The organism is Bacillus cereus group sp. MG20 (genome assembly GCF_040459885.1).
GTDB lineage: Bacteria > Bacillota > Bacilli > Bacillales > Bacillaceae_G > Bacillus_A > Bacillus_A cereus.
The window spans coordinates 1992974-2007823 of sequence record NZ_JARVHF010000001.1 but is presented as its reverse complement, the minus strand read 5'-3'; the positions used below and the strand labels follow the sequence as shown (position 1 = coordinate 2007823).

Below are 14850 nucleotides of genomic sequence, written 5' to 3'. Positions count from 1 at the left end.
ATGTGGCTTTTTTATGGCATCACAACAATTAGGTCGTTTACGTTCTGAAATTGATCAACTTAATTTACAAATATTAGAGTTATTAAACGAAAGAGGTCGTCTCGTACAAGAAGTTGGTACTTTAAAAGAAGTATAAGGTGTGAAACGTTTTGATCCTGTACGTGAAAGAAATATGCTGGATTTAATTGTAGAGAATAATAATGGTCCATTTGAAACTTCGACTTTACAACATATTTTCAAACAAATTTTTCAAGTTGGTTTAGAGTTACAAGAAGAGGATCATCGTAAAGCACTACTTGTGTCTTGTAAGAAAAAATAGAAGATACGATTGTTGAAATTAATGCGTGGTGGTGCTTTCAAGCCACATACTTCACCGTATGATTTTCAAGGTCTTGGATTAGCAGGATTACAAATTTTACGCCAAGTAGCAGATAAATATGATTTGGCTGTTATTAGTGAAATTTTAAATCCAAATGATATTGAGATGTCATTAGATTACGTTGATGTTATTCAAATTGGCACTCACAATATGCAAAACTTTGATTTGCTAAGGGCAGCTGGTGCTGTAAATAAACCAGTATTATTAAAACGTGGTCTATCAGCAACGATTGAAGAATTCATTAATGCGGCAGAATATATTATGGCAAAGGGAAATGGGAACATTATTTTATGTGAACGAGGTATTCGCACGTATGAAAGAGTGACGCGTAAGACGCTTGATATTTCCGCTGTACCGATTTTAAAGAAAGGAACACATTTACCTGTTGTTGTCGATGTAACGCATTCTACAGGGCGACGTGACCTTCTCTTATCAACTGCAAAAGCAGCGATGGCAATTGGTGCAGACGCAATTATGGCTGAAGTACATCCAAATCCCGCTGTAGCTTTTTCAGATGAGGCGCAGCAAATGAATATTCCGCAGTTCAATGATTTTATGAATGAATTAAAATCATTTGGAAGTAAATTATAAAAACTTTTAATGAGCTGTTCCAATAAGACGTTTTGGGGCATCTGTATAGAGACTGTCATTGTCGATTTTTGTTGGTAAGTTGATATATTTAAAAAATCGCTGATATAATTAGAGTTGTGGTAGATATATTTGGAAAATCGCTGATATATTTCGAGTTACGGTTCATATATTCGAAAAATCGTCGATATAAATTTCATTTACTATCGTACTGCTTAAAATAAGATTTCTACTTAGGAAACATCTATTTTTTTACAAAAAATGCTCTTTTTTCATAAAAAATACGAAAATACGAGAAAAGAAGCGAATTTTTTCGAAACTTTTGCGGGAAAATATTGTATGAGCCTGCGTTTTTATCGTATCATTAGTAAAAGGAAGAACTCGGGACGATTGGTGGCATCTGCAAATAGAGTTGATGTCTTTTTTTCATTCAAGTAACCGATACATAAAAATAGATAACAAAAATAGAAGGAGTGTGCGATGAGATGAACGTAACAATCTATGATGTAGCGCGCGAAGCGAACGTTTCAATGGCTACCGTATCACGCGTTGTGAACGGTAACCCAAATGTAAAGCCTACAACAAGAAAGAAAGTATTAGAAGCAATTGATCGTTTAGGGTACCGCCCAAATGCGGTAGCACGTGGACTAGCAAGTAAGAAGACAACTACAGTAGGTGTTATTATTCCTGATATCTCAAATACGTTTTATGCAGAACTTGCACGTGGAATTGAAGATATCGCAACAATGTACAAATATAACATCATTTTAAGTAACTCTGACCAAAACAAAGAGAAAGAGTTCCATTTATTAAATACGATGCTTGGAAAGCAAGTGGACGGAATTGTTTTCATGGGTGAAGATATTACAGACATTCACATTGAAGAATTTAAAAAATCTCCAGTACCAATTGTATTAGCAGCGTCATTCGATGAGCAAAATGAAACGCCATCAGTAAATATTGATTATACACAAGCAGCTTACGATGCAATGAAGCACTTTATTGAGCAAGGACATAAGCGTATCGGTTTCGTCTCTGGTCCATTCATTGATAAAGCGGGAAGCGCGAAGAAGTTACAAGGTTATAAAAAAGCTTTAGAAGAAGAAGGTATTTCATATGATGAAAATCTTGTAATCGATGGAGATTACACATATGACTCAGGTATCGAAGCATTCGAAAAGCTTTGGAGCAATGATGAAAAGCCAACAGCAATCTTCGTATCGTCTGATGAAATGGCACTAGGTGTAATCCATGCAGCACAAGACGCTGGATTAAACGTACCAACTGACGTAGAAGTACTTGGTTTTGATAATACACGCCTTGCATTAATGGTTCGTCCGCAACTTTCAACAGTTGTACAACCGATGTATGATATCGGTGCAGTAGCAATGCGTCTATTAACAAAGTATATGAACAAAGAAAAAGTGGAAGATCACACTGTTATCTTACCTCACCGTATCCAATTTAGAGATTCAACGAAGTAAGTATAAAAAAGCTCACAGCGATTGCTGTGAGCTTTTATTCATATTCAGGATAATATTTTTCAATTACTGTATCTACAGTTTCATTTTTCTTAACGTGTAAAAATCTTGCGTACAATTCTTTTCCAGTTTCAAATGGCGTATCGTCTAATTCAAACACATGTAACACTTTTCGGAACGTCCATGTGATTTGCTCATCATACATATTATCGTATGTGTGCTCCGATTGTATAGCTATATTTTCACCTAGTTCATGAGCTTCTTCTAAACTGTTTGCTTTAACAAGAATAATACTTTCTTCAAAAAGTGTATCGTGATTCTCTTCATAATGCTCATCAATTTTCGTAGGATCAGGCTCACCAGCATGAACAGACTCAAACAATAATTTTACAGCGTACACATTATGCTGCATGTTTCACTTTATAAATAATACTTGCGACAAGCGAAGCAGGTATTGTAAATAAGTTACTTTGATAATGGTAATGCACTTGGGATTCTTCATAAGACATGTTGTCATATAGTTCGTTTTGTGAGACATTCATTTTTTTCTGTTTTTCTTTGAGCATTTTAATGTAGTTGTACTGTATTGGGACGAGAATGATGAAATAAGCTAATACGATTAGTGAAATCCAAATCATTATGAACACTCCCTTACAAAGAATATTTGTATATGGTAATTATATTGATTTATATGAAAAATATCCATATTTTCCTAGTGGTCAATTTCTTTTCCAAAATGCAAAAAGTTCTTCAGCGCTTCGTAAATTATGTTCAAGGCATGTTTGGGCAGTGCGTTTTAAAACTTTGTATTAACTGTTCTAATCTAGAAGGATCATATTGTTTCACATGGCCAGTAATAATGGTTTCATCTTTGTCTAAGTCAATTGTAATTTAATCGAATCGCTCTACTTGTTTAAAATATCCTACAATATCATCTTCCAATTGAAATTCTCCATAGTTTATAGCTTATTTAGAAGATTTCTCTATAAATTGTATGATTCCTTGTTATATGTCACATAAGTGCAAATTTACCTATTATAGGGCAATGTCATGTATAATAGAAAGAAAAGGCTTGTGAGGGGGGAGAAGAGATGATCGTTCTTTGGATAATTACGCTTTGTATGACTGCTATTTTTGCATATATGACGTTAAAACAAAATGGCTTAAAGCGATTTGTTCCAGGAAGTATTCTTGCAGGAATTGCCCTTATCACGTATGTAATTTCTATTTTTATTGAAAGTGTATCAGTAGATATGAGCACAAGTTTAATGTTTATTGGTATTACACTATTTGCAGGTAGCATTATGGTACTTATGGTTGCTGGTATTATTTTATTTATTCATATGAATTCGGAAACGTTATAGCATATAGAAAAGGCATGTCCCGAGGGACATGCCTTTTTATCCGTTCAATTATGCTCTATCTTTAGAAGAGTTTTGCTGTTTTAGTAAGTCGCGAATTTCGCCAAGAAGTTCTTCTTCTTTTGTTGGTTCTGGAAGTTCTTCCTCTTTTTCTTCTTCTCTTTTAGATGTTAGTTTGTTGAAAACTTTAACAAACATAAAGATAGCAGCTGCAATAATTAAGAAATCAAAAATAGTTTGGATGAAGTTACCATACATAATAGATGATTTACCGAATGTAATTTTTAAATCTGTAAAGTCAACGCCACCTAATACCATACCAAGTAATGGTGTGATGATATCTTTTACTAAAGAACTAACGATTTTACCGAATGCAGCACCGATTACAACCCCGACAGCTAAATCGATTACATTACCTTTGAATGCGAATTTTTTAAACTCGTTCCACATGTGTTAATCCCATCCTTTCCACGATTCATTATGAAATTTATAATTCCTATCAACATATTCTATAGAAATTTACGAGAGAAATAAAGAGGAAATGGGAATGAAAGTAAATTCTGAAAAATGTATCCGTTTTACATTTTGTTTACATCATCTAGTAAAGATTGTAGCATTTGCTGCGTTTTTAATCCTTCTAATCCATCTACAACAGGCTTTGTATCTCCGTGTACACATTCAATAAAATGATGAACAGCATCTTCAAAACCACGTTGTTTTAACGTTGTATCCCATGATGGGGAACCGCTTTGTGAAACTGAGTTTTCCTGTTCAATTTCAAATGTGTTCATATTTTTTACGCGAATGATTTTCCCTGGCGTTACAAGTTCAATTTGTTCTAAATTTGTACCGGCATGGCGATGCATTGCAGTAGAAAGTAACAGTCCACTTGGAGTTGTATATGTATGATGTCCGTAAAGAAGTTCATTCTTTTCATTGATTTGCATCATATTGTGAACGACGTTAAGGTCATTATTAGCTAACCAGCGAGCTGTATCTACAATGTGTAAATAATCATCTAACATAGTAAAATCGTACGTATATGGCCCGACTTTATTTGTGCGATGCTTTTCAATTCGAATCCATGAAATATCATTAGCCTGTTCTTTGGCAGCGACATACATAGGAACGAATCTGCGATTAAATCCGACCATTAATTTTCGGTTATATTTCTCGCTCAACTCGACTAGTTGCTCAGCTTGTTCCACTGTAGCTGCTAGCGGCTTATCAACATAAACGTCGATCCCTTTTTTCAGAAGTTCAGAAACGATTTCATAATGTGATGCAGTTGAACTATGCACGAAGATTGCATCGCATTCCGAAGCTAACATTTCAATAGAATGAAAGTCTTGAATCCGGTATTGCTGGCAAACTTGTTTTCTTTTTTCTGCGTTAGGTGTAAACGCCCCTACAAAATTCCAATCAGTTTCTTTTGTAAGTGTTGGAAGATAGGCCTTTTGCGCAATACTTCCAAGTCCAATCATCCCAATTTTAGGTTTGTTCATTTTTATTCCCACCCTATTAATATTAATGTAACGGCTTAAATGTAGCATAGGGTGGGGGAGGAAGGCAAAAATTAGCTTTTTACTTACGTCCTTCTAACAAAATCTTCTCTATCTCTTCAAAGTGATGAGCGCGAGCATGCTCTAACGGGGTAACACCATCATGGTCTGGAATATTTACATCTGCACCGTGCTCAATAAGAAGGCGAATGACTTGTTGCTGTGTTTCGTTTCCGTTACTTAGTACGATGGCTTCCATTAAAGCTGTCCATCCGAGGTTATTTACATGATTTACATCAATAGTTGTTCGAGTGAGGAGTTCTTTTATAGCGTCAATATAGCCATGTTCTGAGGCTGGGATAAGAGCTGTTCCGCCGTAACGATTTGTAATCGTAGGATCTGCACCAGCATCAATTGTTAGCTTTAAAATGTCTAAGTAACCTTCCGCACCGGCGTATAGAAAGGGATTGTTTTTCATGTCATCTTGGATGTTTACGTCAGCACCAGCTTCGATAAGCATTTTTGCGGTTTTTACATCATTTTTGTATGTTGCAATCATAAGCGGAGTGCGTCCTTGATTATCCGTCGCATTTATATTTGCGCCTTGTTTTAGTAAAGATATAATAGTATTCGTTTCATTTTTTTCAGTAGCTGCTAGTAGTGCAGTCTCCATGTTTGTCATCTCCTTTTTTACTTCTTGTTCTTGCGAGCATCCTTGTAAAAAAATTACGCAACATATCATACTGAATGTTTTTTTGAACATGGAATTTCAACCTCCTAATTTCAACTGTAAAATAGGAACATTAAATTTTTATAAACTGACGCTAAAATTACTATAAAATCGCTTGAGTATTTGAACATATATTTTTATGCTTATGAATATGAAGGATGGGTAAAGTGAGGATGTAAATGATGTCTATTAAAACAAGGTTTTTATTTTCTTATATTGCTGTAATTCTCGTTTCTATTACGCTCATATTAGTCGCGGGATTTTTAATTGTTTTTTCGATAACAGGTGACTTGGAAGCAGTGAAAAATTTCTATAAAAGTTCTTACATTCAAAAGCCGCTTACACCAGAAGAAGAGAATGCCTATCTTGAATTAAAATTAGCGGCAAAGCAACATCAATCTCAATTATTAGATGAATCGTTCGTTTCATCAATTGAAAAAGAAGGCGTGAAAATAATTGTAAGAAAGGGAGAAAACATTTCTTATGCTACAAAGGGTTTTGAAAGTTCGACTTTAACAGAAGCCCTTCCGAGATTTGAAGCAGCAAATATTAATAGTCGTGGTACAACGGAACTAGGTGATACATTTTATCGATATGTAAAATTTGATTTTTATTTTGCAGAGAAAGAAGAAGGGAGTATATTTGTACTAAAAAAGCAAAGTTCATTTGTAGATCTTACACAAAAATTATTTCCAATCTTATTCGTATCGCTTTTACTATTAGCTATTTTACTTATTGGGTTATTAAGTTATCTCGTTTCAAGAAGTGTAATAAAACCAATTTTTGTATTGAAAGGCGCAACAGAGAAAATTAAAGAAGGAAATTTAGATTTTCAAATGCCAGTTACATCGCACGATGAAATAGGTCAATTAAATCAAGGATTTGAGGAAATGAGGAAGAAGTTAAAAGAATCGATTGAAGTACAAACGCAGTATGAAGAAAATCGAAAAGAACTTATTTCAAACATATCGCATGATTTAAAAACACCGATTACATCTATTATCGGATATGTAGAGGGAATAAAGGACGGGGTAGCAAATACGCCAGAAAAAATGGATAAGTATTTAACGACAATTCACACGAAGGCAAAACATATGGACACACTCATTGATGAACTCTTTTTGTTTTCGAAGCTCGATTTGAATCGAGTTCCATTCCAATTTGAGACAGTTGAATTAAATACGTTTATGCAAGAATTAATAGAAGAGATGCAGATGGATTTAAGTGAAGAAGGTATAGAAGTTAACTTACAATTACATTCATCGCCATTATATGTAACGGCTGATTGCGAAAAGATAAATAGAGTTATATCAAATTTAATTCATAATAGTGTGAAGTACATGGATAAAGAAGAGAAGAAAATTACTGTAACAGTATCGAGTGATAACAATAAAGTTATTGTGAAAGTGATGGACAATGGATCAGGTATAGAATCTGATACGCTACCGTATATCTTTGAACGTTTTTATCGTGCAGAACAATCGCGAAATTCTAGCACAGGTGGAAGTGGACTTGGTTTAGCAATAGCGAAGCAAATTGTTGAAGAACATGGCGGGGAAATTTGGGTGGAAAGCGAGCTTGGTAAAGGCACAAGCATTTTCTTCTCATTGGAAAAAGTAGAGGAATGTGGTGAGTAAATTGAAAAGAATTTTACTAATAGAAGATGAAGTAAGTATTGCAGAATTACAGCGAGATTATTTAGAAATTAATGATTTCCAAGTTGATGTAGAGCATTCAGGAGAAACAGGTTTACAAATAGCCCTGCAAGAAGAATATGATTTAATTATTTTAGATATTATGCTCCCGAAAATGAACGGATTCGAAATTTGTAAACAAATACGTGCTGTAAAAGATATTCCGATTCTACTTGTTTCAGCAAAAAAAGAAGATATAGATAAAATTCGCGGACTCGGATTAGGAGCGGATGATTATATAACGAAACCGTTTAGTCCAAGCGAATTAGTTGCAAGAGTAAAAGCACATATTGCCCGTTATGAAAGATTATCAGGAAATGTAAGTAAGCAACGTGATACGTTATATATTCACGGAATTTCTATCGATCAACGAGCGAGGAAAGTTTTTATAAACAATGAAGAAGTGGCATTTACAACGAAGGAATTTGATTTATTAACATTCTTTGTAACACATCCAAACCAAGTATTAAATAAAGAACAGTTATTTGAACGCATTTGGGGATTAGATTCCGCTGGTGATTTAGCCACTGTTGTCGTCCACATTAGAAAGCTACGTGAAAAAATTGAAAGAGATCCTGCCCACCCGCAATATATTGAAACAGTATGGGGAGCTGGTTATCGTTTTAATGTGTAGGGAACCTGCCGAGTAATTGGCAGGTTTTTTGTATGTTATTCGAATGAAAAGGAAGGAATAGGTAATTTATGTTAAAATGTAAAGAGAAACAAAACAGAGGAGAGCATGGGGAGCGTGCTATATGTTGGGGGATATATTAAAAGATAATAAATCAAACAAGGCTTTAAAGATTGGAACTAATATCGTACTTATCTTATTGATTATTGGTGCAATACAAATGTTTTATGATGAAGATTCTACGAATAATCATTTTGGTTGGTTCTTTTTTGCGATCTTTTGGGTAATTAAAAGCATTTCTAGCTCTAAGGTAAGTTTAAAAGATAGAGATAAAAAGTCGGTATTACTTGATGTGGGTTTAGTTGTTATTTCTTGTATTTTTTTAGTTGTTTTTAGTGTGAAATATTTCTTTTGAAAAAAGCTCATAGTCTTATAGAGGCTGTGAGCTTTTTGTCAGTGTTTAGGTTTTCTTAATAATAACGGTACTAACGATTTATAAAATGTTTGAGTAGTAGAAGTAAACTGAGTAGCCTCTTCTAAAAAAGGATAATGGTTGCTGTTTTCAAATGGAATGAAGATAGAATTACGTATCCCATCATGCATCTTGATAGAATACTGAATTGGGCACTGTACATCATATCTTCCGCATATAATAAGTGTCTTTGTTTGGATGGAAGGTAAATACTTTCTTAAATCAAATGAAGGATATTCATTGACGAAAGCATTCATCCGGCTAACGGACATTGTTTTTTTTGATTGGTTTACAAAAATAAGAGTTGTAGTTTTCTGGTTTATACAATGATAATTTTGTTCTCTCAGTAGATAGTTCTTTTCGTTCTTCACTTGTAAGGTGAGGGCTTTTTAAGTTTTCGATGAGCTCTTGCATATAATGAAATTGTGAATGTTCGGGATGATAAATGCAAAATGGTGTTTCGGTATAGTTACTTGCTGCAGCTCCTGCTACGACTAATGATTGTAAGGAATTTGTATATGTAATTGCATATAAAAGTCCAAGCATACCACCTGTTGAATGACCAGCGAAATGCCATGTTGGAAGTTGTAATGCTTCTCGTATTGCTTCTAAGTCGTGGATTGTTTCAATCATGCTTAATTCGTTTTCTGAATGGGCGGTTACAGAGCGACCAGTATCTCGTAAATTAATGAGAAATACACGATGCGTAGCAGTAAAAACATCCGCAAAGTAATCACCAGTTTCATTAAATTGTGAATAGTTATGTGTAATACAAAGCGATTCGCCATCTCCTTTTGTAAAGAGTTCAAATGTACCACGTTTCGTGTGGATCATTTGTCGTTTCCACATAATATCACTACCTTTTCTCATAAAAGTTGGGCCAGGCTGTTATGAAATGAAAATATATCGGCGATTATCAAAATATATCAGCGATTATTAAAATATATCGACTTACCGACAGAAACCGACAATAAATAAAAGGAGGCTATTCAAAAACGAGCCTCCTTTTCGTTTAGTATAAAGATTTTGTCATATTATTCCGAATAATTTCAAGGGATTTTGCTACAGTTAATGCATTTTTTTCTTCAATTTCTGGTTTACGGGGGATAGGTTTATACATGTTGTCTGGATCTTCCCATGTGAGGGGAAGTTCTGTTTCTGCTTGTCCTTTCCAAGCTTCAATCCATTCTGGAGGGAGATAACCTGAGATGTTTTGGATGTTGTTCATTTCGAGCCAAATGAGCGCCCATGCTCTTGGTACGACGCGCCAATGGTCATAGCCGCCACCACCGACAGCGATCCAGCGACCGTCGCAATATTCATTAGCAATTTCACGAGCGAGTTTCGGTATTTCGCGGTAAATATTCATGGTCGCACAAAGGTGTGTAAGTGGGTCGTAGTAATGTGCATCAGCACCATTTTGCGTTAAAATAATATCCGGTTTAAAGTATGCTGCAACTTCTTTTACAACAGTTCGATATGATTCTAAGAACGATTCATCTTCTGTAAAAGCATCGAGTGGAACGTTAAAAGAATAACTATAACCATTACCTTGTCCGCGTTCGTTTACAGCGCCAGTTCCAGGGAATAAATAGCGACCAGTTTCATGTAATGAAATGGTGCATACGTTAGGGTCATCATAAAATGACCACTGTACACCATCACCGTGATGAGCGTCTGTATCAATATATAGGACGCGTAAACCGTATTTCTTCTGAATATACTTCATTGCGATAGAACTGTCGTTATAAATACAAAAGCCAGATGCTTTACCACGGAAGCCATGATGTAAGCCGCCTCCTAAGTTAAGCGCGTGTTTTACTTTTCCGGAAAGAACAGCATCGACAGCTGTTAACGTACCGCCAACGAGCAATGCGCTTGCTTCGTGCATATTTGGGAACATCGGTGTATCTTCTGTTCCGAGTCCATATGTCATCGCAATTGATTTTTCTAAATTTCCTTCTCCAGCACGTTTTACCGCATTTATGTACTCCTCTGTATGAACGTAGGCAATCTCTTCATCTGTAGCCATCCGTGGTGAGATGATTTGAGAGGGAGAGATGAAACCGCCCTTTTGTAATAAATCATACGTAAGTGTGACGCGCAGTTGGTTAAAAGGATGATCAGGGCTAAATGAATAGCCCCGAAAGTCATCCGAATAAATAAACGCGCTACTCATGCTTGCATCCCCATGATGTTCGGCCATAATACGCGGTAGCCTTCTGCTTCAAGTGCATCAATCACTTTTAGAGGATTCATCGTTTGAATGCGGAAAACGAGTACTTTATCATTCTCGTCTTTTGCTGGGTAGACGAGAACGCTCACGATATTTATTTGTAAATCACTAAAAATAGCAACGACTTTTCCAAGAATACCAGGTTCGTTTTTTACTTGAATTTCAATTTGCGAACTTGGTTGATGTGCTCCTGTTAATTTTACTAATGTGTGCAGTACTGTAGATTCAGAAATGATTCCAACTAACTTCCCGGCCTTTGTAACAGGAAGGCAGCCAATTTTATTTTCAAAAAATAAAGTAGCAATTTCCTCAACGAAATCGAGAGGATGGCAAGTCATAACAGGATGTTTCATAATAAGTTCGAGCGGTTGCTGTAGCATATCGAGTGAAACTTGTTCATCTAGAATAGACGGACTTGCATCTCTTACATCCCGATCAGAAATAATGCCTACGACGTGATTATTTTGATCGACAATTGGAATGTGCCGAATTCCTTTCGTGCGAATCGTTCGGATTGCTGTTTCGATTGTATCGTTTGGATGTAGTGTAACTACATTTTGATTCATAATTTCTTCTACAATCATTCCAGTTGCCCCCTTTATTAATACATAAAACGATTGTGAAAACGTAGACGATCAAAAGCTTGAATAGAATCCGTATCAACGCGTTTACCGATGCGGACCATTAAACAGTTGGCGGGATGTGAACAAATTTCAGGATCGTCTGTAGCCATCCATTGTAACCCGCCGGCATTCATCATCTTTTCCATTACTTTTCGGTATTCCCACACATTCAATCCTGTTTGTTTCAAATCCCAGTGCCAATAATATTCAGTCGTCAATATAATGTAATCTTCCATATAATCGTCCATCATAGAAACCTCTAGTAAGTTCTTTCCGACAGAACTCCCGCGGAAGGCTGGGACTACTTCTATTGCCCCAAGCTCAATTAAGTTTTCCATTTTTCCTTCTGACCATCGTTCAAGTGGATCAGGATATAAATATGTAACATATCCAACAATCATTTGGTCATGTCTAGCAATAATGAGTCGAGCTTCTGGTAATTTAGAAATTTCGACAATTGCTTTATATTGCTGTTCAGCAGGACGAAATGCAACTAAATCTGGATGAAATTCATACATTTCAAGATTATGTGTAGAGACAGGACCTTCAATAATTAAAGTGCCTTTCGCTGTTTTTAAGTTTCTAGCATTGTATATTTTTTTATGAATCAATGTATTGCTCACCACCTTGAGGGTTTGTGAATCTATTAATATCGTACTTTATAATATATGCGATGTGAATCGAATTTTGTCATTAAAAATTTGTCTAAAAATCAACAAATATACTGAAAATTTTAAATAATATCATTATAATAGATAATAGAATACATAGGAGGGGGATGTAAAGTATGAAAGTAGAAACGCTTCCTGTCATTAAAGGAGAAAATAATTTGCCGAATTATGATGAGGCATACGCGAATTTTAACTGGGAAGAGGTTAATAAAAACTTTACTTGGAATGAAACAGGCCGAGTAAATATGGCGTATGAGGCAATTGATAAGCATGCGAAATCCGATCGAAAGAATAAAGTAGCTCTTTATTATCAAGATGGATCGCGAAAAGAGAAATATACATTTAAGGAAATGAAGGATTTTTCTAATAAAGCAGGGAATGTCCTGAAAAATTATGGCGATGTAGAAAAAGGCGATCGCGTTTTTATTTTTATGCCACGTTCTCCAGAGTTATATTTCGCACTTTTAGGTGCAGTGAAATTAGGAGCAATTGTTGGACCGTTATTTGAAGCATTTATGGAAGGTGCGGTTCGCGATCGTTTAGAAGATAGTGAAGCGAAGGTGTTAATTACAACGCCTGAGTTATTAGAGCGTGTACCATTAAATGATTTACCTGCTTTAAAAACAGTTTTCCTTGTTGGAGATAATGTAGAAGAAGGCGGTAAAACGGTAGCATTCAATCCTTTATTTGAACAAGCTTCAAAAGAATTACATATTGAATGGTTAGGCCGTGAAGATGGTTTAATTCTTCACTATACGTCTGGTTCTACTGGTAAGCCAAAGGGTGTGCTTCATGCGCAAAATGCAATGGTTCAGCATTATCAAACGGCGAAATGGGTATTAGATTTAAAAGAAGATGACGTATATTGGTGCACAGCTGACCCGGGCTGGGTAACGGGAACTGCTTACGGTATTTTCGCACCGTGGTTAGTTGGAGCGTCAAATGTTATTTTAGGTGGACGCTTTAGTCCAGAAGCTTGGTATGAAGCACTGCAAGATTACGGTGTGACGGTTTGGTACAGCGCACCAACAGCGTTCCGTATGTTAATGGGAGCTGGACAAGACGCAATTAAAAAATACGACTTATCACAAGTTCGTCACGTATTAAGCGTTGGTGAGCCGTTAAATCCAGAAGTAATTCGCTGGGGTATGAATGCATTTGGACTTCGTATTCATGATACGTGGTGGATGACAGAAACAGGTGGACAAGTTATTTGTAACTACCCTTGTATGGAAATTCGCCCAGGCTCAATGGGTAAACCAATTCCAGGTGTGAAAGCAGCGATTGTTGATAATGAAGGAAATGAAGTTCCTCCATACACAATGGGTAACTTAGCAATTGCGAAAGGTTGGCCATCTATGATGCGTGCAATCTGGAATAACCAGCAAAAGTATGAATCTTATTTCATGCCGGGAGATTGGTACGTATCAGGTGACTCTGCCTATATGGATGAAGATGGATACTTCTGGTTCCAAGGACGTATTGACGATGTAATTATGACGTCAGGTGAGCGCGTTGGTCCGTTTGAAGTAGAAAGTAAATTAATCGAGCATGCTGCTGTTGCAGAAGCAGGTGTAATTGGTATTCCTGATCCAGTGCGCGGCGAAATTATTAAAGCATTTATCGCACTTCGAGCAGGATACGAACCATCTGATGAATTAAAAGAAGAAATTCGTCAATTTGTAAAGAAAGGCCTAGCAGCTCATGCAGCGCCAAGGCAAATTGAATTTAGAGATAAATTACCGAAAACGAGAAGTGGTAAAATTATGCGCCGCGTATTAAAAGCGTGGGAGTTAAACTTACCAACAGGTGACTTATCAACGATGGAAGATTAAGAGAGGAAGGTCTGAACGAAAATGTTCAGACCTTTTTTTATGTTATTATTAACTTATATATATAAGTTAAAGGGGGGAGTATGATGAAAACAGAAAAAGAAAAGATGATATTAGGAGAAATGTACATACCGGCTGATCCAGTTTTAGTACAAGAAAGAGAGCAAGCACGTATATTAACGAGAAAATTAAATGATACGCCAGAAGAGCAATTAAAAGAGCGTAGCGAAATCGTAAAAGAATTATTTGGAACGACAGGAGATAATATTCATCTTGAATCTTCTTTTAGATGTGATTACGGTTATAACATTCACGTTGGCGAAAATTTTTACGCGAACTTTGACTGTACAATTTTAGACGTATGCCCGGTAACAATCGGAGTGAACTGTATGTTAGCTCCAGGTGTTCACATTTATACAGCAACACACCCGCTTGATCCAGTAGAGCGCATAAGCGGATCAGAATACGGAAAACCAGTTACAATTGGCGATAACGTATGGGTTGGCGGAAGAGCAATTATTAATCCAGGTGTAACAATTGGAGACAATGCGGTGATCGCATCTGGTGCTGTCGTAACGAGAGATGTACCTAATAATGTAGTAGTTGGCGGGAATCCCGCAAAGATTATAAAAAAACTAAAATAATATTTG

15 protein-coding genes and 2 pseudogenes are annotated in these 14850 nt (G+C 36.1%); 8 read left to right on the top strand and 9 right to left on the bottom strand.

The features are described from left to right. Positions 1 to 13: 13 nt before the first annotated feature. Positions 14 to 970, top strand: a pseudogene (locus tag QCI81_RS10310) (bifunctional 3-deoxy-7-phosphoheptulonate synthase/chorismate mutase). A gap of 482 nt (positions 971 to 1452) precedes the next feature. Then, the gene (gene ccpA, locus QCI81_RS10305; protein ID WP_001103303.1) at positions 1453 to 2451 is read left to right on the top strand and encodes a catabolite control protein A; all 999 of its coding nucleotides are present in this window, start codon (positions 1453 to 1455) and stop codon (positions 2449 to 2451) included. 34 nt (positions 2452 to 2485) lie between these two features. On the opposite strand, the gene QCI81_RS10300 is transcribed toward ccpA, so the two are convergent. Both QCI81_RS10300 and QCI81_RS10295 read right to left on the bottom strand, forming a co-directional pair. Then, positions 2486 to 2848: a DUF4288 domain-containing protein gene (locus QCI81_RS10300; protein WP_003271799.1), complete on the bottom strand. Its 363-nt coding sequence runs from the start codon at positions 2846 to 2848 to the stop codon at positions 2486 to 2488. Between the two features lies 1 nt (position 2849). Further along, the gene (locus QCI81_RS10295) at positions 2850 to 3086 is read right to left on the bottom strand and encodes a DUF3949 domain-containing protein (protein ID WP_000637898.1); all 237 of its coding nucleotides are present in this window, start codon (positions 3084 to 3086) and stop codon (positions 2850 to 2852) included. A 453-nt stretch (positions 3087 to 3539) separates the two neighbouring features. Here QCI81_RS10295 and QCI81_RS10290 point away from each other — a divergent pair, with 453 nt between their 5' ends. Then, a complete protein-coding gene (locus QCI81_RS10290; RefSeq protein ID WP_000636589.1) occupies positions 3540 to 3812 on the top strand; it encodes a DUF3917 domain-containing protein in 273 nt (90 codons plus the stop codon). A gap of 48 nt (positions 3813 to 3860) precedes the next feature. Here QCI81_RS10290 and mscL read toward each other — a convergent pair whose 3' ends face one another. The 3 genes from mscL to QCI81_RS10275 all read right to left on the bottom strand — a co-directional run bounded on the left by mscL (position 3861) and on the right by QCI81_RS10275 (position 6074). Beyond that, entirely contained in the window at positions 3861 to 4259 is a 399-nt protein-coding gene (gene mscL, locus QCI81_RS10285; protein ID WP_000267003.1) for a large-conductance mechanosensitive channel protein MscL, read from the bottom strand. A 128-nt stretch (positions 4260 to 4387) separates the two neighbouring features. Further along, on the bottom strand, positions 4388 to 5314 hold the full coding sequence (locus QCI81_RS10280; RefSeq protein WP_098678551.1) for a Gfo/Idh/MocA family protein: 927 nt from the start codon (positions 5312 to 5314) through the stop codon (positions 4388 to 4390). Between the two features lie 79 nt (positions 5315 to 5393). Further along, the gene (locus tag QCI81_RS10275) at positions 5394 to 6074 is read right to left on the bottom strand and encodes an ankyrin repeat domain-containing protein (RefSeq protein ID WP_353810704.1); all 681 of its coding nucleotides are present in this window, start codon (positions 6072 to 6074) and stop codon (positions 5394 to 5396) included. A gap of 149 nt (positions 6075 to 6223) precedes the next feature. Here QCI81_RS10275 and QCI81_RS10270 point away from each other — a divergent pair, with 149 nt between their 5' ends. From QCI81_RS10270 to QCI81_RS10260, 3 genes are all read left to right on the top strand, one after another. Next, the gene (locus QCI81_RS10270) at positions 6224 to 7678 is read left to right on the top strand and encodes a HAMP domain-containing sensor histidine kinase (RefSeq protein ID WP_353810703.1); all 1455 of its coding nucleotides are present in this window, start codon (positions 6224 to 6226) and stop codon (positions 7676 to 7678) included. A 1-nt stretch (position 7679) separates the two neighbouring features. After that, positions 7680 to 8369, top strand: coding sequence for a response regulator transcription factor (locus QCI81_RS10265; protein WP_003271808.1), 690 nt, complete (start codon positions 7680 to 7682; stop codon positions 8367 to 8369). Positions 8370 to 8490: 121 nt separating this feature from the next. Continuing rightward, positions 8491 to 8781, top strand: a complete 291-nt coding sequence (locus QCI81_RS10260; protein WP_098851859.1) for a hypothetical protein — start codon at positions 8491 to 8493, stop codon at positions 8779 to 8781. Positions 8782 to 8819: 38 nt separating this feature from the next. On the opposite strand, the pseudogene QCI81_RS10255 reads toward QCI81_RS10260, so the two are convergent. The 4 genes and pseudogenes from QCI81_RS10255 to acuA form a co-directional block, all read right to left on the bottom strand. Then, a pseudogene (locus QCI81_RS10255) lies at positions 8820 to 9708 on the bottom strand (alpha/beta fold hydrolase). Between the two features lie 142 nt (positions 9709 to 9850). Next, positions 9851 to 11017, bottom strand: coding sequence for an acetoin utilization protein AcuC (gene acuC, locus QCI81_RS10250; RefSeq protein WP_000092829.1), 1167 nt, complete (start codon positions 11015 to 11017; stop codon positions 9851 to 9853). After that, positions 11014 to 11658: an acetoin utilization AcuB family protein gene (locus QCI81_RS10245; protein WP_000634583.1), complete on the bottom strand. Its 645-nt coding sequence runs from the start codon at positions 11656 to 11658 to the stop codon at positions 11014 to 11016. Before QCI81_RS10245 ends, acuC begins: the two co-directional genes overlap by 4 nt. A 17-nt stretch (positions 11659 to 11675) precedes the next feature. After that, a complete protein-coding gene (gene acuA, locus QCI81_RS10240) occupies positions 11676 to 12308 on the bottom strand; it encodes an acetoin utilization protein acetyltransferase AcuA (RefSeq protein WP_000581393.1) in 633 nt (210 codons plus the stop codon). 176 nt (positions 12309 to 12484) lie between these two features. On the opposite strand from acuA, the gene acsA reads away from it, so the two are divergent. Next, on the top strand, positions 12485 to 14203 hold the full coding sequence (gene acsA, locus QCI81_RS10235) for an acetate--CoA ligase (protein ID WP_000862047.1): 1719 nt from the start codon (positions 12485 to 12487) through the stop codon (positions 14201 to 14203). Between the two features lie 80 nt (positions 14204 to 14283). Further along, complete coding sequence (locus QCI81_RS10230; RefSeq protein ID WP_095690132.1) at positions 14284 to 14844, top strand: maltose acetyltransferase domain-containing protein; 561 nt, start codon at positions 14284 to 14286, stop codon at positions 14842 to 14844. The last annotated feature ends 6 nt before the right edge of the window (positions 14845 to 14850 follow it).